The 21021-nt window shown below is 42.5% G+C and carries 6 protein-coding genes, 2 tRNA genes and 5 rRNA genes; 2 read left to right on the forward strand and 11 right to left on the reverse strand.

Annotated features, from left to right (window positions below):
* Positions 1 to 13: 13 nt before the first annotated feature.
* Positions 14 to 577 carry a Crp/Fnr family transcriptional regulator gene (locus MUB18_RS02420; protein WP_045754065.1) on the reverse strand — a complete coding sequence of 188 codons (564 nt, stop codon included), beginning with the start codon at positions 575 to 577 and terminating at the stop codon, positions 14 to 16.
* A gap of 91 nt (positions 578 to 668) precedes the next feature.
* Positions 669 to 1550 (reverse strand): lipoyl synthase, encoded by an 882-nt coding sequence (gene lipA, locus MUB18_RS02425; protein ID WP_045754064.1) that lies wholly within the window; start codon positions 1548 to 1550, stop codon positions 669 to 671.
* A gap of 149 nt (positions 1551 to 1699) precedes the next feature.
* Between lipA and MUB18_RS02430 the strand changes: the two genes are divergently transcribed.
* Together MUB18_RS02430 and carB are read left to right on the forward strand one after the other, a co-directional pair.
* Positions 1700 to 3961, forward strand: a complete 2262-nt coding sequence (locus MUB18_RS02430; protein WP_248754872.1) for a family 20 glycosylhydrolase — start codon at positions 1700 to 1702, stop codon at positions 3959 to 3961.
* Positions 3962 to 4187: 226 nt separating this feature from the next.
* Positions 4188 to 7004 carry a carbamoyl-phosphate synthase large subunit gene (gene carB, locus MUB18_RS02435; protein ID WP_045754063.1) on the forward strand — a complete coding sequence of 939 codons (2817 nt, stop codon included), beginning with the start codon at positions 4188 to 4190 and terminating at the stop codon, positions 7002 to 7004.
* Positions 7005 to 7080: 76 nt separating this feature from the next.
* On the opposite strand, the gene MUB18_RS02440 is transcribed toward carB, so the two are convergent.
* From MUB18_RS02440 to MUB18_RS02480, 9 genes are all read right to left on the reverse strand, one after another.
* The gene (locus MUB18_RS02440; RefSeq protein ID WP_248754873.1) at positions 7081 to 8049 is read right to left on the reverse strand and encodes a formylglycine-generating enzyme family protein; all 969 of its coding nucleotides are present in this window, start codon (positions 8047 to 8049) and stop codon (positions 7081 to 7083) included.
* Positions 8050 to 8294: 245 nt separating this feature from the next.
* Positions 8295 to 9704 carry a Gfo/Idh/MocA family protein gene (locus MUB18_RS02445; protein WP_248754874.1) on the reverse strand — a complete coding sequence of 470 codons (1410 nt, stop codon included), beginning with the start codon at positions 9702 to 9704 and terminating at the stop codon, positions 8295 to 8297.
* 1043 nt (positions 9705 to 10747) lie between these two features.
* Positions 10748 to 10859 (reverse strand): 5S ribosomal RNA (rrf, locus tag MUB18_RS02450).
* Between the two features lie 110 nt (positions 10860 to 10969).
* A 23S ribosomal RNA gene (locus MUB18_RS02455) occupies positions 10970 to 13858 on the reverse strand.
* 225 nt (positions 13859 to 14083) lie between these two features.
* Positions 14084 to 14157, reverse strand: a tRNA-Ala gene (locus tag MUB18_RS02460).
* Between the two features lie 10 nt (positions 14158 to 14167).
* Positions 14168 to 14244 (reverse strand) — tRNA-Ile (locus MUB18_RS02465).
* A 130-nt stretch (positions 14245 to 14374) separates the two neighbouring features.
* Positions 14375 to 15904 (reverse strand): 16S ribosomal RNA (locus MUB18_RS02470).
* 1827 nt (positions 15905 to 17731) lie between these two features.
* Positions 17732 to 17843, reverse strand: a 5S ribosomal RNA gene (rrf, locus tag MUB18_RS02475).
* 110 nt (positions 17844 to 17953) lie between these two features.
* A 23S ribosomal RNA gene (locus tag MUB18_RS02480) occupies positions 17954 to 20842 on the reverse strand.
* Together the 16S, 23S and 5S rRNA genes with 2 tRNA genes alongside form the textbook arrangement of a ribosomal RNA operon.
* Positions 20843 to 21021 lie beyond the last annotated feature (179 nt).

Raw genomic sequence — 21021 nt, forward strand, 5'->3', positions numbered from 1 at the left:
TAAAAAGGAAAAATTATACCAATTGCCCTCTAATAACCGATAGCGTTTGTTGAGATATACCTAGATAAGAGGCAATATGGCCTAAAGAAGCATTTTGAAAAAGCTCAGGATTTTCTGTCAACAGCAGTTGATAACGCTCCAGTGCAGTCTGAAATTGCGTATTGTAAAATCGGTTAGAATAGCTGATCACTGAACCCAATAACACTTTTTGTATGATCTGACTTACAATAATATTTGTTTTTGACAACTCATATATCGTTTGAAAAGGTATAAGCGAAATTTTACAGTTGGTGAGTGCCTGAAAACCGAAGATAGATGGTTTTTGATAAAAAACACTTTCTATACCGGTACTAAATGTATTCGATCCAAAAAAAGAATGGGTGATATCTCTGTTATTTTTGAAATAGAATATACGACTAAAACCCGATTCTATAAAATAGATATACCTCAAATAGCTACCCGGTTCAAAGATTATATCTCCCTTATGAAATTCTTTGGTTTCAATAATTTGGGAAAACAATAACGTTAAGTCATCATCAATCGAATATAGGCTTTTGAAATGTTCCAATGCAGTCATATCTTTAAATATGCCAATTAAAAATCATTATTTCATAAAAAAGCCCTAAATATTCACATATTTAGGGCTTTTATAACGTATATATACACCACTATTGCATATCAAACAAATGTTTCTCTGCGTGGTATGAAGATCTTACTAGGGGACCTGACTCCACATATTTGAATCCCATTTTTAAACCAATTTCTTTGTATACATCAAATTGAGCTGGTGTTATCCACTCCACTACCGGATGATGCGCTTTGGTAGGTTGGAGGTACTGACCAATGGTTAAAATATCAACACCTACATTAAATAAGTCCTGCATAGTTTCGATAACATCTGCTTCAGTTTCTCCAAAACCAAGCATAATACCTGATTTTGTACGCAGACCTGCTTCAGAAATACGGCGGAGACATTCTAATGAGCGATCATATTTTGCCTGTATACGTACTTCACGAGTTAAACGTCTAACCGTTTCAATATTATGAGAGACAACCTCTGGACGAACAGCAAGTACACGATCAAGATTTTCCCATTGTCCCTTGAAATCAGGGATTAAAGTTTCTAATGTCGTTGTAGGACTTTCTTGGCGAATAGCGTTAATGGTTTCTGCCCAGATGATAGAACCACCATCCTTCAGGTCATCACGATCAACAGATGTAATGACGCAATGCTTCACTTGCATCAATTTTACAGAATTGGCAACACGCGCAGGTTCATCCAATTCAACTGCTTTAGGACGACCCGTCGCTACAGCACAAAATGAACAAGAACGCGTACAGATATTTCCTAAAATCATAAATGTAGCGGTTCCCGCACCCCAACATTCACCCATATTCGGGCAATTACCACTCTCACAAATCGTATGTAGCTTATGCTCATCTACAAGGCCTCTTACATGTCTGTATTCTTTACCAACTGGCAATTTTACACGCAACCAATCTGGCTTACGCTGTGTTTGTGTTGCAGGAATAACTGGAAGTTCAATCATAAGGCAAAGTTAATGATTATAAATGTAATTTTTAATTGCCAATTTGTTTGAATACTATCATAATATCCGTTTCTAGTTGTACGCATTAGTATTAAACATATTGTTTTTTTTATGATATTTGTGAAACATCACATTTAATCCCAATGCATATGCGATTTAGCCATTCAATAACTTTGGTACTATTAGCGGGGTTGTTGCCTCTGAATATATTTGCACAACAAAATTTCGACTTAATCCCTAAACCGGCAAGTCTGACCTTAGCGGTAGGAACCTATCACATACCGACTCATCCCAAAATCTTTGTTTCACAAGATTTTGTAAGTGCGAGTCAATTATTAGCCGAACACCCTGCAATTGCATCCTTAACCACTGAAATTGTAAAAAAGATCAAGAAAGCACCTAAGGAAGGTATTCGTATCTTAAAAGCTGAAGACTCCGATAAATTGGACAAATCAGCATATCGTATCGCCATCAGCGAAAAAGGAATCGTCGTACTGGCGCATGAAGTTGCTCCAGTTATCAATGCAATCTACACATTAGTCCAATTGGGTTATTTACAAGACGATCCAACACAAATTGCTGCACTAGATATAGAAGACAAGCCTACTTTTTCTTATCGCGGACTTCATTTAGACCCATCTCGACACTTTATTCCTTTCAATATCATGAAGAAATTTGTGGACATTATGGCGATCTACAAATTCAATAATTTACACTGGCACCTCACCGATGGTGCAGGATGGAGATTAGAAATCAAACAATATCCAGAACTGACCAAGAAAGCAGCGTGGCGTACACATGTCAAATGGAAAGATTGGTGGAATAATGGCCGTCAATATGTTGATGCAGGAACGCCAAATGCCAGCGGTGGATTTTACACACAAGAACAAGCGCGCGAGTTAGTAGAATATGCTGCTAAAAAAGGAATAAATATTATTCCGGAAATCGAGATGCCTGGACATTCAGAAGAAGTGTTGGCAATTTATCCCGAATTATCGTGTTCGGGCAAACCCTATACCCAATCAGAATTTTGTATAGGCAATGAAAAAACTTTTGAATTTTTAAAAAATGTACTGGATGAAGTCATTGCAATATTCCCTTCCCCTTATATTCACATTGGTGGCGATGAGGCCGATAAAAAACATTGGAAAACTTGTCCTAAATGTCAAGCATTAAAAACAAAAGAAGGCTTAAAATCTGAAGAAGAATTACAAAGTTATCTCATTAAACAAATTGATGAATATGTTCAATCCAAAGGTCGCAAGATCATTGGTTGGGACGAGATTTTAGAAGGCGGTTTGACAAAAGGTGCGACGGTCATGAGCTGGAGAGGTGAATCTGGCGGAATCAACTCAGCCAATGCAGGTCATGATGTGATCATGACTCCAGGATCTCACCTTTATTTTGACTCCTACCAGACAGATCCGAGAACACAACCCGAGACCATAGGTGGATATCTTCCGATCAGCAAAGTCTACGAATATAACCCGATCCCAAGTGGTATTCAAGAAGATAAAATAAAACATGTATTAGGAGCTCAAGGTAACTTATGGGCAGAATATATGCCTAACTATTTTCAACTCGAATACATGGCTTTTCCCAGAGCATTAGCTTTATCGGAAGTGGTATGGACAAAATCGGATCTTAAAAATTGGCCAAATTTTCATAAGCGACTGCAATCGCACTACAAAATCTTACAGCACTTTGATATCAACTACTATCGACCATCCTACAATGTTAAAGGAACTGTCGTATTTGACGAAAAGAAGGGATCTAATAACGTTACCTTAAGTACCGAGCAATTGCATGCCAGCAATATCCGCTACACGATAGATGGATCAAAACCGACCTACCAGGCGACTCCTTATAACAACTCGTTTGATCTATCTGTACCAGCAATTATAAAAGCGGCTTATTTCTTGGACTCTACTCAAGTCGGACCGATCGAAACGATTCAATTGGATGTGCATAAAGCGATCGGAAAAACGGTTACCTACAATAACACATGGAGTGATGGTTATCCTGCACAACAGGAATTGACGTTAACAAATGGAATCAAAGGCGGACTGACATACCAAGATGGTCAATGGCAGGGATTTTTGAAAGATCTCGATGTAGTTGTTGATTTTGAGCGCCGTGAAGAAATCAGTAGTGTGGCGATGAACTTCATGCAAATTACCGGTCCAGGAGTATATATGCCGGGAGAATTTAAAGTATTATTATCCGAAAATGGTCGTACATTTAGAGAAGTAGGTATCGTTCAAAATGATGTCTCAGACCAAGATCCGACATTAACATTTAAACGGTTTGAACTTAAATTGGCAAAGCCGCAGCATGCACGTTATGTTCGTGTTGTAGCGACAAATCCTAAAAAAGGATTTCTGTTTGCAGATGAACTGATTGTGTATTAAATACAGCATCAAAATGATGGAGAAGCGCGATTTCAAAACAAGTTGCTTCTCCATTTTTTGTTTCCCTATTTTGTTTAAATGATTTATCTGAAAATAAATTCCAAAAAATCAAATAAAATAATGTAATTTTGCACTCCGACAAAGCGGTCGGAATATACCCTTCTCGAAGCGCATTTTTGATTGTCTTTGTTCATACTTTGAAATTTTATTTTTTGAACTAGATATAATGCCAAGAAACACCTCCATTAAATCGGTTTTAATCATTGGATCAGGTCCAATTGTAATTGGTCAAGCCTGTGAATTTGATTATTCGGGATCTCAAGCAGCCCTTTCTTTAAAAGAAGAAGGCATTGAAGTTTCCATCATCAACTCAAACCCTGCAACGATCATGACTGATAAAGTCATTGCAGACCACGTTTATTTACTTCCTTTAACTGTAGAAAGTATTGAAGAAATTCTTAAAGAACAGCAGATTGACGCCGTACTCCCTACTATGGGTGGCCAAACAGCGTTAAACTTATGTATCGAAGCTTCAAACATCGGACTATGGGAAAAATACGATGTTAAAGTTATCGGTGTTGATGTTGCTGCAATTGAAAAAACAGAAAACCGTGAAGAGTTCCGTCAATTAATGATTGATATCGGTGTAGGTGTAGCACCTTCCAAAATCGCAAACTCTTTCTTAGAAGGTAAAGAAGCAGCACAAGAAATTGGTTTTCCATTAGTTATTCGTCCTTCTTACACATTAGCAGGTACTGGAGGTGGATTTGTACACTCGAAAGATGAGTTCGACGCTGCTTTAAGTAGAGGTTTAAGCGCTTCTCCTACACACGAGGTGTTAGTAGAGAAAGCAGTTTTAGGCTGGAAAGAATTCGAATTAGAGTTGCTACGTGATACAAATGATAATGTAATCATCATATGTACGATTGAAAACTTTGATCCAATGGGAATCCATACAGGTGACTCGATCACAGTTGCACCAGGTATGACTTTATCTGACAAATGCTACCAAAGCATGCGTAATCAAGCCATCTTAATGATGCGCTCGATTGGTAATTTCGCGGGAGGTTGTAACGTTCAGTTCTCCGTTAACCCAGAGAATGAAGATATCATCGCTATCGAAATCAACCCACGTGTATCGCGCTCTTCAGCTTTGGCATCTAAAGCAACGGGGTACCCAATTGCTAAAATCGCTGCAAAATTAGCAATCGGCTACAATTTGGATGAGTTACAGAACCAAATTACCAAAACAACTTCAGCTTATTTCGAACCTACTTTAGATTATGTAATCGTCAAAGTACCTCGTTTTAACTTTGATAAATTCAAAGGAGCAAACAAAGAATTAGGCTTACAAATGAAAGCAGTAGGTGAAGTAATGGCAATTGGCCGTACGTTCATCGAGGCATTACAAAAAGCATGTCAATCATTAGAGACAAACCGTGCTGGTTTAGGAGCTGATGGTCGTCAACTACGCAATTTAGAAGAGATCATGGATAGCCTTGAGCATCCAAGTGGTGATCGTCTTTTCCATATCAAAGATGCTTTCGAATTAGGTGTTCCTTTGGAATCTATCCGTAAAGCAACACGTATCGATAAATGGTACTTACTTCAAATTCAAGAATTAGTAGCATTAGAAACTGAACTTCGCCGTTACCAGTTGAATAATATTCCTAAAGACTTCTTTATGACCTTGAAACAAAAAGGTTATTCTGATATTCAAATCTCTTGGTTATTAGGCAACGTTACTGAAGATGAGGTTTATGATCGCCGTAAGGAACTAGGTATTAGCCGCGTGTATAAAATGGTTGATACATGTGCTGCAGAATTCCCTGCACAAACACCATACTACTACTCTACTTTTGAAGAGGAAAACGAATCCGTAGCTTCTGACAAGAAAAAAATCGTCGTATTAGGTTCAGGTCCTAACCGTATCGGTCAAGGTATTGAATTTGATTATTCTTGTGTACACGGTTTATTAGCAGCTAAAGAAGCTGGTTTCGAAGCCATCATGGTTAACTGTAACCCAGAGACTGTTTCCACAGATTTCAACATGGCTGATAAATTATACTTTGAGCCTGTATTCTGGGAGCATGTTCGCGAAATCATTGAATTAGAGAAACCAGTAGGTGTTATCGTTCAGTTAGGTGGTCAGACAGCTCTTAAAATGGCTGATCAGCTAGAAGCTCTTGGTGTTAAGATCATCGGAACAGATTTCCAAAACATGGATTTAGCTGAAGATCGCGGTCGCTTCTCTGATTTATTAAAATCATTAGATATTCCTTATCCAAGATACGGTGTTGCTGAATCTGCAGAAGAAGCAATCCAAGTTGCAAATGAAGTTGGATATCCAGTTCTTGTTCGTCCGTCTTACGTATTAGGTGGTCAAGGCATGAGCATCGTGATCAACGATGATGACTTAGAGAAAGCAGTAGTGAACTTACTGAAAAACCTTCCTGGAAACCGTGTCTTAATTGACCATTTCTTGGATCGTGCTGAAGAAGCAGAATCTGATTCCATCTGTGATGGTGAAGATGTACACATCATAGGTATGATGGAGCATATCGAGCCTGCAGGTATTCACTCGGGTGACTCTTATGCTGTATTACCTCCGTTCAGCTTAACACAAGCTGTACAAGATAAAATGGCGGAGTATTCGGTTAAACTAGCAAAAGCATTAAATGTAAGTGGTTTACTGAATATACAATTTGCTGTAAAAGGTGAAAATGTATATGTCATCGAAGCAAATCCACGTGCATCACGTACGGTTCCATTTATCGCTAAAGCATATGACGTGCCTTATATCAACATCGCAACAAAAATTATGTTAGGTGTAAACAAATTAAAAGATTTCAAAATCGAGCGCAAGTTGCAAGGCTGGGCAATCAAAGAACCAGTATTCTCGTTCTCTAAATTCCCTGAAGTTGATAAACAATTAGGTCCAGAAATGAAATCTACAGGTGAAGCTATCCGTTTCATCAAAGATTTAAATGATCCTTACTTTAGAGATTTAGTGGCTAAAAAATCGATGTTCTTATCGAAATAAGCTTAAAACTCTGATCCAATAAAAAAGCCTTCTTTCTTTTAAGAAGGCTTTTTTATTGGATCAAATTGTTCGAGATCTAAATATCTTTCACACATCTAAATCCGACATTATTCGTCGGACTATTCACTTCTCCCTTGCCCCTGCTTCCTGCTTTATAACGTTCACAATATTGATCATTACACAAAAATGAACCACCACGCTGTACACGTTTAACAGCCCCTGGCTCATCTGGATCGTAAGCATCAGCTGGCCCCTTAGGATTAGCGGAAGAACTTTTAGCATAATAATCAGGACGATAATAATCCGCACACCATTCCCAGACATTCCCCTCCATATCATAAAGACCGATTGAATTTGCTGGAAAAGCTTTAACTGGTGAAGTACCGACATAACCATCCAACCTCGTATTTAGAACAGGAAATTGGCCTTGAAAGATATTCGCGAGATAGCGGTCATTATCCAATAGTTCATTTCCCCAATAATAGGTCATTGGATTGGATGTTCGTGCACGTGCAGCAAATTCCCATTCTGCTTCTGTGGGTAACCGTTTCCCGGCCCATTTCGCATAGGCTTCGGCATCTTGATAAGCAATATGCACCACAGGATAGTTCTCTTTACCTTTAATACTGCTATTTGGACCATCAGGATGCCTCCAGCTTGCTCCGACGACATAAGACCACCATTGCAAATGGTTCGTTAAACCTTGAACTTCTTTAGGGGGTGAAAATATGGCAGATCCAGGTTTTAACATTGCAGGATCTACATCAGGAAATTCTTTGGGATCTAGGGGTCTTTCAGCCACAGTTACATACCCTGTTGCCTGGACAAATGTTTCAAATTGACCATTGGTCACTTCATGTTCATCGATTAAAAAATCATCGATCTTAACTTCATGAACAGGCTTAGCATCCGCAAATTGATCAGACCCCATTAAGAAATAACCACCAGCAACCTTGATCATATTGACCTGATCAATACCTGAGCCTTCCACAATGTGAAGCGTAGTATCCGCATTAGAAAACCGAGAGGGTATAGTTGTTGCCATATAGCAACGTGAAGAATCTGGAGAAACAAAAAGATCAGCAGTATGGCCTTTTGGTTCACTGTTACTAAAGCATGAAGTCAACAAGACAAAACATGGTATAAAAAGAAATGAATTCTTGCACATAGGTTGGGTCGATAACAAATAAAGATACAATTTAGATATTTTTCAACAAGAATTGAAAATATCGTTAAATAAAAAAAGAGAACAGTTAACTGTTCTCTTTTTTTATATCGCTTACAAAAAGATTATACGTCTAGTTGAACACCACTAACTTTTCCCTCTTTTGAGCGAATTTTTGTTGTACCACCACCGTTTAAAGTAATATCCACCGGTTTATTTGTCTTCCATGCTCCTTTTGTAAAGTCAGGAATGTCGACTGTTCTGGAGTCGCGTTTAACAGAATCAAAACTTAATGGAACGATGCAACTCCAAGAGGCACCATCATAAACATCCTGATCCAATGGAAGACCATTGCGCAAACAATCAATCAATCTCCAGTCCATCATGAAATCCATTCCACCGTGTCCACCAACTTGTTTTGCTTGTTCGCCAATAAATTTCACCAATTCAGGTGTATATTTGGTATATAATTCTTTTAATTTATCTTGTGTAATGAAGCTATGTCCAAAAGCTATGTTTTCAGTAGGATATTTCTGAGCAAAGCCTTTTGTTCCACTTAGCGTATGCAATCTCGAATAAGGTCTAGGCGAAGTAACATCATGTTGCAACATAATCGTTTTGCCCAGCTCTGTACGAATCAACGTCGTATTCATATTACCACGGAAACTCTTACCAACAAATTCTTGATAGAAAGAATCTTTAGCGGCCAATTCTTTTGCCTTAGCCCCCATTTGAAAGTCATTTGTAGACATCGCAACCAAGTGGTTCATTTTATCACCACGATTGATATTCATACACTGTGCCACAGGTCCCAGACCATGTGTTGGATACAAATTGCCATTCAACTTGATGTTTTCACGCAATCTCCACATATTATCATAACCATTTTTTGCAAAATTCAAGTCTAATAAATCGTGGATATAAGCGCCTTCACCATGCAAAATCTCACCAAATAAACCTTGGCGAGTCATGTTCAATGTCAACATTTCAAAGAAATCGTAACAGCAGTTTTCCAACATCATACAATGCTTTTTTGTTTCTTCTGAAACTCTTACGACTTCCCAACAATCTTTTAGTGTCAATGCAATCGGCACCTCACAGGCAACGTGAGCACCAGCTTTCATCGCACCAATACTCATTGGAGTATGATAATCCCAAGGCGAACAAATATATACTAAATCTAGCTTCTCATTTTTTAGCATATCTTTCCAACCGTCCTCACCAGAGTAAGATTTAGCATCTTTTAATGATTTTTTACGTAAGATACCTTGAGCACGTTCTACACGATCTGCATGTTTATCACATAAAGCCACAATTTCCACTCCATCAATGTAAGATAAACGATCCACAGCACCAGGGCCACGCATTCCTAAACCAATAACCGCTACACGCACTTTATCAATTTTAGGAGCGGCATAACCTGACATGTTGAATTTTGTCGCTGCCAATACATTGGAATTTAAAGTTGGTAATGTCACCGCTACAGATGATAAGATACCCGCTTTCTTCAAGAAATCTCTTCTATTAGAATTCATATTTGATAGATATAATTTACATACAAAATTAAAGGGGCTATAGAAAGCCCCTCTAAAATCACCTATTTTAAAACAAACTAAACAGTCTTTGTAATGATTATCAAAACTAATGATAGCAATAGTCCAATAATTAGTTATAGAATCGGTCGTATACCTTTTCTATAACAAGAATACACTACATATTTGATAATAAAAAATAAAAAAACAAAGCAATCGTTTGCTTAAAATAAACAACCGTTTGCAAAATGGCATCCCTTACTTATGACATCATGTAAATCTAGTAACCAATTAGTTACATAAAAGTAATTGCACGACACGATGAATATAAAACTTGAGCACATTATTGTGTTACATCATCATCTTGAGTTATAATTCTCTATTTGAGCTCATCATACCTGAACTAACCAAACAAGAGACAAAGATGCATATCTACTTTTAATAAGGATTGTTTCAACAATCTATTAGGCATTAAAATATATGATGCATGGCAAACCATCATCTCTCAATTCGATATCCAAAGATTATACGATTTTAGAAAACCTGTATAAAACGAATTTAATTTTTTCAAAGCCAAAAAGCTCCTATGGAGTATATCATTGAAGAATAGCAGGAGAGATCAGCTAGATGAATAGATAGCAGGATATCACCGATTCTACGGTAGTTCACTGGGTGAGCTATAAGCGTATTTCAAAAGCAGGAGTTGCCTACCGTGGATATGGAGGATGAGCTTGAAGTGGAACCGTGCCGCCAATAGCCATATCCGGAACCAGCTCGGACATGAAGGAGAAGAAATGTAAGTGTGCTGCGTCTGCAGTACTGCCGTAGCAAGTCGATATCTTTGGCTGTGAAATGGATTATCTGCGGCAGCAGGATTGTTAATTGCTGCATCGGCATCGTTCCGGAAGCAGCGCTATTGATTATACCTGCAGCAGCGGAATGGCTTGTTCTAAAGCAATGAGATTGGGCTATGCTGCATCCGAAAGACAGAAAAAAGTTTAACGCACAAAAAAGCCCCTGCTGCTTAGCAAGGGCTTCTGTATAAAAAAAGGCACCGACCTACTCTCCCACCTGTTACGGCAATACCATCGGCTCTGGCGGGCTTGACTGCTCTGTTCGGAATGGGAAGAGGTAGACACCGCCGATATAGGCACCTAAAATGTTTTTATTAGTCATAAGAATGAAATATACAATATCCCATCCAACATACTAATCTATAGACAATTGAAAGAAAAACTAAAAGAGGAAGACAACAGTGTCTGCGTTGCTTGAGAAAGCTTCGGGTGATTAGTATTGCTCAGCTATGATATCTCTACCTTTACACCTGCAACCTATCAACGTAGTAGTCTACTACGGCCCTATAAGGAAGTCTCATCTCGTGGCTAGTTTCGCACTTAGATGCTTTCAGCGCTTATCTATTCCCGACGTAGCTACCCAGCCGTACACCTGGCGGCATAACTGGTTTACCAGCGGTCAGTCCATCCCGGTCCTCTCGTACTAAGGACAGATCCACTCAAACTTCCAACGCCCACAACAGATAGGGACCGAACTGTCTCGCGACGTTCTGAACCCAGCTCGCGTGCCACTTTAATGGGCGAACAGCCCAACCCTTGGGACCTTCTCCAGCCCCAGGATGTGACGAGCCGACATCGAGGTGCCAAACCTCCCCGTCGATATGAGCTCTTGGGGGAGATCAGCCTGTTATCCCCAGCGTACCTTTTATCCTTTGAGCGATGGCCCTTCCATACAGAACCACCGGATCACTATGTCCGTCTTTCGACCCTGTTCGACTTGTTGGTCTCACAGTCAAGCAAGCTTATGCCATTGCACTCCGCGTACGGTTACCAAGCGTACTGAGCTTACCTTTGAAAGCCTCCGTTACCTTTTTGGAGGCGACCACCCCAGTCAAACTACCCACCAAACAATGTCCTCGGCATGACCGAGTTAGAAACCGAATACAGAAAGGGCGGTATTTCAAGGTTGATTCCATGACTCCTGGCGAAGCCACTTCAACATCTCCCGCCTATCCTACACATCCTGTACCCAATTCCAATGTTAAGCTATAGTGAAGGTGCATGGGGTCTTTCCGTCCCGTTGCGGGTAATCGGCGTCTTCACCGATACCACAATTTCACCGAGCTCATGGCTGAGACAGCGCCCAGATCGTTACACCATTCGTGCAGGTCGGAACTTACCCGACAAGGAATTTCGCTACCTTAGGACCGTTATAGTTACGGCCGCCGTTTACTGGGGCTTCGATTCAATGCTTCTCTTGCGATGACATCCCCTCTTAACCTTCCAGCACCGGGCAGGTGTCAGGCCTTATACCTCATCTTTCGATTTTGCAAAGCCATATGTTTTTGTTAAACAGTCGCCTGGGCCTTTTCACTGCGGCTTCTCCATTGCTGGAGGAAGCGCCCCTTCTCCCGAAGTTACAGGGCCATTTTGCCGAGTTCCTTAGCCATGATTCACTCGAGCACCTTAGGATTCTCTCCTCGACTACCTGTGTCGGTTTACGGTACGGGTTTTTATAACCTGAAGCTTAGCGGGTTTTCTTGGAAGTCTGTTTACCTGCTCTATCAGCGCCGCCGAAGCTTTGCTGTACTATTGGGTTTCAGCAGGGTCGGCGGATTTGCCTACCGTCCCTATACCTACGCCTTTTAACGAACTATTCCGTCAGTTCGCGGCAGTGTCACTACTCCGTCACCACATCGCAGTTATAAAAAGTACTGGAATATTAACCAGTTGTCCATCGGCTTACTCCCTTCGGATGCGCCTTAGGCCCCGACTAACCCTGATCCGATTAGCGTTGATCAGGAAACCTTAGTCTTTCGGTGGGCGGGTTTCTCACCCGCCTTATCGTTACTTATGCCTACATTTGCTTTTCTATCCACTCCACGGACCATTACCAGACCGCTTCGCCGTAAATAGAATGCTCCCCTACCAGACATACATATTTCAGTATGAATCCATAGCTTCGGTAATACACTTGATGCCCGTTTATTATCCACGCCCGATCGCTCGACTAGTGAGCTGTTACGCACTCTTTAAATGAATGGCTGCTTCCAAGCCAACATCCTAGCTGTCTAGGCAATCGGACCTCGTTAGTTCAACTTAGCGTATATTTAGGGACCTTAGCTGATGGTCTGGGTTCTTTCCCTCTCGGCCTTGGACCTTAGCACCCAAAGCCTCACTGCCGGCCATATCTTATAGCATTCGGAGTTCGTCTGGATTTGGTAGGATTTGACTCCCCCGCACCCAATCGGTAGCTCTACCTCTATAAGACTCCATGCCGACGCTGTTCCTAAAAACATTTCGGGGAGTACGAGCTATTTCCCAGTTTGATTAGCCTTTCACCCCTACCCTCAGGTCATCCGGAAACTTTTCAACGTTTATCGGTTCGGTCCTCCATTACATGTTACTGCAACTTCAACCTGCCCAAGGGTAGATCACAAGGTTTCGCGTCTACCTCATCTGACTATGCGCCCTATTAAGACTCGCTTTCGCTTCGGATACGTGGCTGAACCACTTAACCTTGCCAGACAAGAGTAACTCGTAGGCTCATTATGCAAAAGGCACGCCGTCACTGGACCTGCCAGCTCCGACCGCTTGTAAGCACACGGTTTCAGGTTCTTTTCACTCCTCTGTTCGAGGTTCTTTTCACCTTTCCCTCACGGTACTAGTTCACTATCGGTCTCTCAGGAGTATTTAGCCTTATCAGATGGTGCTGACAGATTCCCACAGGGCGTCTCCGACCCCGCGGTACTCAGGGTACTGCTAGGCTAGCATTCTATACGTGTACAGGGCTATCACCGTGTATCGCTGGGCTTCCCATCCCATTCCACTTCTGTTTGCTAATGCCACTTCGCAGCCCTACAACCCCAACCATGCCGTAACAAAGTTGGTTTGGGCTCTTTCCCGTTCGCTCGCCACTACTTGGGAAATCATTATTATTTTCTTCTCCTACGCCTACTTAGATGTTTCAGTTCAGCGCGTTCGCGTATTTTACAGCATACCTTCAGTATGCTAGGTTGCCCCATTCGGAAATCTTCGGATCAATCTCACATTTGCTAATCCCCGAAGCTTATCGCAGCTTATCACGTCCTTCATCGCCTCTGAGAGCCTAGGCATCCCCCGTGTGCCCTTATTTACTTTCTTCACCTCATAGCCCTTTTGCTACTATGGGTTGCTTTTTGATATATAACCATGGTGCTACGCATTAATCCGTTCGGCCTTGACCGAGGGTCTTCATAATACATCAGGCACACCACAGTATTGTCTCTACTGTTGTCTTCTCTTGTAATTTTTTTTCTTTCAATATGTCAAAGAACTCTTTGTTTCCGCTTTATCTGCCGTAAATATCTTATACGGCGCGGATACCTGTGGAGAATATCGGAGTCGAACCGATGACCCCCTGCGTGCAAGGCAGGTGCTCTAGCCAGCTGAGCTAATTCCCCGTGTTGTTAATGGTAGTCCCGAGCAGATTTGAACTGCTGACCCCTACATTATCAGTGTAGTGCTCTAACCAACTGAGCTACGGGACTAGCTTATCTTTCTATCTCTCTGGACCATCCAATCAGGGATGGGCACATTTCTTCAAATGTTTTTGTTTCTTATTTGTTTCTTATATAAATCATGTGTGTACGTAACGAGCTTCAATCCTGAATGCTCTAGAAAGGAGGTATTCCAGCCGCACCTTCCGGTACGGCTACCTTGTTACGACTTAGCCCCAATTATCGGTTTTACCCTAACACGCTCCTTGCGGTTACATGCTTTAGGTACCCCCAACTTTCATGGCTTGACGGGCGGTGTGTACAAGGCCCGGGAACGTATTCACCGCGTCATTGCTGATACGCGATTACTAGCGAATCCAACTTCATGAGGTCGAGTTGCAGACCTCAATCCGAACTGTGAATGGCTTTTAGAGATTAGCACCATATTGCTATGTAGCTGCCCGCTGTACCATCCATTGTAGCACGTGTGTAGCCCCGGACGTAAGGGCCATGATGACTTGACGTCGTCCCCACCTTCCTCACAGCTTACGCTGGCAGTCTGTTTAGAGTCCCCACCTTAATGTGCTGGCAACTAAACATAGGGGTTGCGCTCGTTGCGGGACTTAACCCAACACCTCACGGCACGAGCTGACGACAGCCATGCAGCACCTAGTTTCGTGTCCCGAAGGACTGATCCGTCTCTGGATCATTCACTAACTTTCAAGCCCGGGTAAGGTTCCTCGCGTATCATCGAATTAAACCACATGCTCCTCCGCTTGTGCGGGCCCCCGTCAATTCCTTTGAGTTTCAATCTTGCGACCGTACTCCCCAGGTGGATAACTTAACGCTTTCGCTTGGACGCTTACTGTGTATCGCAAACATCGAGTTATCATCGTTTAGGGCGTGGACTACCAGGGTATCTAATCCTGTTTGATCCCCACGCTTTCGTGCATCAGCGTCAATACTAACTTAGTGAGCTGCCTTCGCAATCGGAGTTCTAAGACATATCTATGCATTTCACCGCTACTTGTCTTATTCCGCCCACTTCAAATAGATTCAAGTCCTACAGTATCAAAGGCACTGCGACAGTTAAGCTGCCGTCTTTCACCACTGACTTATAGGACCGCCTACGCACCCTTTAAACCCAATAAATCCGGATAACGCTTGGATCCTCCGTATTACCGCGGCTGCTGGCACGGAGTTAGCCGATCCTTATTCTTCAGGTACATTCAGCTTCCCACACGTGGAAAGGTTTATTCCCTGACAAAAGCAGTTTACAACCCATAGGGCAGTCATCCTGCACGCGGCATGGCTGGTTCAGAGTTCCCTCCATTGACCAATATTCCTTACTGCTGCCTCCCGTAGGAGTCTGGTCCGTGTCTCAGTACCAGTGTGGGGGATTCTCCTCTCAGAGCCCCTAGACATCGTAGCCTTGGTGGGCCGTTACCCCTCCAACTAGCTAATGTCACGCGAGCCCATCCATATCCTATAAATATTTGATCATAATCCGATGCCGGTAAATGATGTTATGCGGTGTTAATCTCTCTTTCGAGAGGCTATCCCCCTGATATGGGTAGGTTGCTCACGCGTTACGCACCCGTGCGCCACTCTCATGAAATCAAAGCAAGCTTTAATTTCAATCCCGTCCGACTTGCATGTATTAGGCCTGCCGCTAGCGTTCATCCTGAGCCAGGATCAAACTCTCCATTGTAAAATGAAGTGTAAGATCAAGACTATTTATAATAAATAGAATTGTCTTGTATTTTATTTCTAATTCTAAAATTGAACAGGTTGATTTTTTTAACTTTCGTTGTTTCTCAACACTACTCGTTACGTTACATGATTATATTTTTAAAGAACTTTCTTCGCTCCCGCATCTCGCTTCGGCTCTATATGATGTCGGCATTGCGCCGGTATCGATCTTGTTTTGTTTCCCTTCGTTTCCGTTGGGACTGCAAAGGTAGAAATCTTTTTGGTATCTCCAAAATAAATGTGAAAATTTATTTTTTTATTTTCCTTTCGTTTCTGCGTTTAAACTAAATTAAACCCTTCTTTTTTCAGTGCTTCCCCTTTCGGATCAGCCGTTCCTCCCTTGCGGAGTGGTGCAAAGATAGGAACTTTTATCCTTCACTTCCTAATGTTTTCTGTCTTATTTGTTCATATTATCTTTAACTTGCTGTAACATTGTGTGATTGATTTGCAAGCAGCGTTCCGATAGTGTGGCCTATCCGGGAATATCGGGAGGTTAATAGCTGATCGGAGATGTTTTTGGCAACTGTTCTTTGGGGCTTATTTGTTGTGCAAATTTTTTGATTTTACTGTATCTGCCTATTTGGTACTGCAAAAAAAAGACTGTACCCGACAGAAATAATAAAGATATCGGACTTTTTTTCGAACTTTCCTGTGATCGGCGGAGTATAATCTTTTCAGGTTATCGGGCTGTTAAGCTGAAAAATGTTCCTATACGGCCTTGCTCCTACTTGTTCCTTTCAACGATATACCATCATGATTGGGAATAGCAGCAGAAGGAATCTACTCTTATTAAACAGATGTCCATATACAGGTTGAGCAAATACTGCTGATATTGGTCTTAGAGTGTTACGTCAAGAATCATTTTGCAGCAAAAACCAACAATAAGATCTGATACCACATAGATACCTATACAAGGCAATAGAGTTCAGATGCTTCTGGGATAAAAGATCTTTCCCGCACAACAATGGTAGTATTTCAGGTTTTTATAGTCCTGATTCAGATGGAAACTTCAGAATGGCATATGCATGCTCCCATACTTAGTAGATGATCCATGATAAGTAGATAATCAATCCTTATTGAAAAGACTAAACGGGATTATCAACCGGTAACATAAAAGTAAGCGTCCCTAATTAATGAGGAAAAGCTTCTTTCAGCAAAACAAGACCATTATATTCTTTTAAAATAAAAATGATCTTTCATCATCTGCAATTCCTTGATCATAATTGAAAATAATACAACGGTATTATTTAATGATGGGACAAAATCAAAAGTAATATTCTACCGCCTATCAGGAAAAGTTTTCTACTTGACGCATTACGGACTACTTAGATCCTTCTCCCTATTCTATCTTCAATAATTATTCGATTGTACAAAACTTATAAAAAGCGAATTCGTTTTTTCAAAAAGGTTAAAGCTACTATCAAGTGGTTAGTTGAAGATCAGATGTAAGAGGAATCAGCGAAATCAACTCCCCAAAAAGCGATAGGAAATCTATTCCTATATCCTATCCTTTAACAGCAAAATATCAACATCTGATACCAGATTGCCACCAAACTGAGAAGCTAAACCGATCCTATTACAAGTCAAGTTCATCGGAAACAGATTCACATACAGAATCATGGAGAGATAGGAAAAGGATATTGCGGTGCATGGCATCATTGCGGCAGCAGTGGGATGGATATCCGAAACCAGTGAGATGGGGGTATCTGCAGCCGAAAGACAGTACAGAAAAAAAAGTTTAGCGCACAAAAAAGCCCCTGCTGTTTAGCAAGGGCTTCTGTATAAAAAAAGGCACCGACCTACTCTCCCACCTGTTACGGCAATACCATCGGCTCTGGCGGGCTTGACTGCTCTGTTCGGAATGGGAAGAGGTAGACACCGCCGATATAGGCACCTAAAATGTTTTTATTAGTCATAAGAATGAAATATACAATATCCCATCCAACATACTAATCTATAGACAATTGAAAGAAAAACTAAAAGAGGAAGACAACAGTGTCTGCGTTGCTTGAGAAAGCTTCGGGTGATTAGTATTGCTCAGCTATGATATCTCTACCTTTACACCTGCAACCTATCAACGTAGTAGTCTACTACGGCCCTATAAGGAAGTCTCATCTCGTGGCTAGTTTCGCACTTAGATGCTTTCAGCGCTTATCTATTCCCGACGTAGCTACCCAGCCGTACACCTGGCGGCATAACTGGTTTACCAGCGGTCAGTCCATCCCGGTCCTCTCGTACTAAGGACAGATCCACTCAAACTTCCAACGCCCACAACAGATAGGGACCGAACTGTCTCGCGACGTTCTGAACCCAGCTCGCGTGCCACTTTAATGGGCGAACAGCCCAACCCTTGGGACCTTCTCCAGCCCCAGGATGTGACGAGCCGACATCGAGGTGCCAAACCTCCCCGTCGATATGAGCTCTTGGGGGAGATCAGCCTGTTATCCCCAGCGTACCTTTTATCCTTTGAGCGATGGCCCTTCCATACAGAACCACCGGATCACTATGTCCGTCTTTCGACCCTGTTCGACTTGTTGGTCTCACAGTCAAGCAAGCTTATGCCATTGCACTCCGCGTACGGTTACCAAGCGTACTGAGCTTACCTTTGAAAGCCTCCGTTACCTTTTTGGAGGCGACCACCCCAGTCAAACTACCCACCAAACAATGTCCTCGGCATGACCGAGTTAGAAACCGAATACAGAAAGGGCGGTATTTCAAGGTTGATTCCATGACTCCTGGCGAAGCCACTTCAACATCTCCCGCCTATCCTACACATCCTGTACCCAATTCCAATGTTAAGCTATAGTGAAGGTGCATGGGGTCTTTCCGTCCCGTTGCGGGTAATCGGCGTCTTCACCGATACCACAATTTCACCGAGCTCATGGCTGAGACAGCGCCCAGATCGTTACACCATTCGTGCAGGTCGGAACTTACCCGACAAGGAATTTCGCTACCTTAGGACCGTTATAGTTACGGCCGCCGTTTACTGGGGCTTCGATTCAATGCTTCTCTTGCGATGACATCCCCTCTTAACCTTCCAGCACCGGGCAGGTGTCAGGCCTTATACTTCATCTTTCGATTTTGCAAAGCCATATGTTTTTGTTAAACAGTCGCCTGGGCCTTTTCACTGCGGCTTCTCCATTGCTGGAGGAAGCGCCCCTTCTCCCGAAGTTACAGGGCCATTTTGCCGAGTTCCTTAGCCATGATTCACTCGAGCACCTTAGGATTCTCTCCTCGACTACCTGTGTCGGTTTACGGTACGGGTTTTTATAACCTGAAGCTTAGCGGGTTTTCTTGGAAGTCTGTTTACCTGCTCTATCAGCGCCGCCGAAGCTTTGCTGTACTATTGGGTTTCAGCAGGGTCGGCGGATTTGCCTACCGTCCCTATACCTACGCCTTTTAACGAACTATTCCGTCAGTTCGCGGCAGTGTCACTACTCCGTCACCACATCGCAGTTATAAAAAGTACTGGAATATTAACCAGTTGTCCATCGGCTTACTCCCTTCGGATGCGCCTTAGGCCCCGACTAACCCTGATCCGATTAGCGTTGATCAGGAAACCTTAGTCTTTCGGTGGGCGGGTTTCTCACCCGCCTTATCGTTACTTATGCCTACATTTGCTTTTCTATCCACTCCACGGACCATTACCAGACCGCTTCGCCGTAAATAGAATGCTCCCCTACCAGACATACATATTTCAGTATGAATCCATAGCTTCGGTAATACACTTGATGCCCGTTTATTATCCACGCCCGATCGCTCGACTAGTGAGCTGTTACGCACTCTTTAAATGAATGGCTGCTTCCAAGCCAACATCCTAGCTGTCTAGGCAATCGGACCTCGTTAGTTCAACTTAGCGTATATTTAGGGACCTTAGCTGATGGTCTGGGTTCTTTCCCTCTCGGCCTTGGACCTTAGCACCCAAAGCCTCACTGCCGGCCATATCTTATAGCATTCGGAGTTCGTCTGGATTTGGTAGGATTTGACTCCCCCGCACCCAATCGGTAGCTCTACCTCTATAAGACTCCATGCCGACGCTGTTCCTAAAAACATTTCGGGGAGTACGAGCTATTTCCCAGTTTGATTAGCCTTTCACCCCTACCCTCAGGTCATCCGGAAACTTTTCAACGTTTATCGGTTCGGTCCTCCATTACATGTTACTGCAACTTCAACCTGCCCAAGGGTAGATCACAAGGTTTCGCGTCTACCTCATCTGACTATGCGCCCTATTAAGACTCGCTTTCGCTTCGGATACGTGGCTGAACCACTTAACCTTGCCAGACAAGAGTAACTCGTAGGCTCATTATGCAAAAGGCACGCCGTCACTGGACCTGCCAGCTCCGACCGCTTGTAAGCACACGGTTTCAGGTTCTTTTCACTCCTCTGTTCGAGGTTCTTTTCACCTTTCCCTCACGGTACTAGTTCACTATCGGTCTCTCAGGAGTATTTAGCCTTATCAGATGGTGCTGACAGATTCCCACAGGGCGTCTCCGACCCCGCGGTACTCAGGGTACTGCTAGGCTAGCATTCTATACGTGTACAGGGCTATCACCGTGTATCGCTGGGCTTCCCATCCCATTCCACTTCTGTTTGCTAATGCCACTTCGCAGCCCTACAACCCCAACTATGCCGTAACAAAGTTGGTTTGGGCTCTTTCCCGTTCGCTCGCCACTACTTGGGAAATCATTATTATTTTCTTCTCCTACGCCTACTTAGATGTTTCAGTTCAGCGCGTTCGCGTATTTTACAGCATACCTTCAGTATGCTAGGTTGCCCCATTCGGAAATCTTCGGATCAATCTCACATTTGCTAATCCCCGAAGCTTATCGCAGCTTATCACGTCCTTCATCGCCTCTGAGAGCCTAGGCATCCCCCGTGTGCCCTTATTTACTTTCTTCACCTCATAGCCCTTTTGCTACTATGGGTTGCTTTTTGATATATAACCATGGTGCTACGCATTAATCCGTTCGGCCTTGACCGAGGGTCTTCATAATACATCAGGCACACCACAGTATTGTCTCTACTGTTGTCTTCTCTTGTAATTTTTTTTCTTTCAATATGTCAAAGAACTCTTTG

Origin of the sequence: Sphingobacterium sp. PCS056, from assembly GCF_023273895.1 — a bacterium.
Classification (GTDB): domain Bacteria; phylum Bacteroidota; class Bacteroidia; order Sphingobacteriales; family Sphingobacteriaceae; genus Sphingobacterium.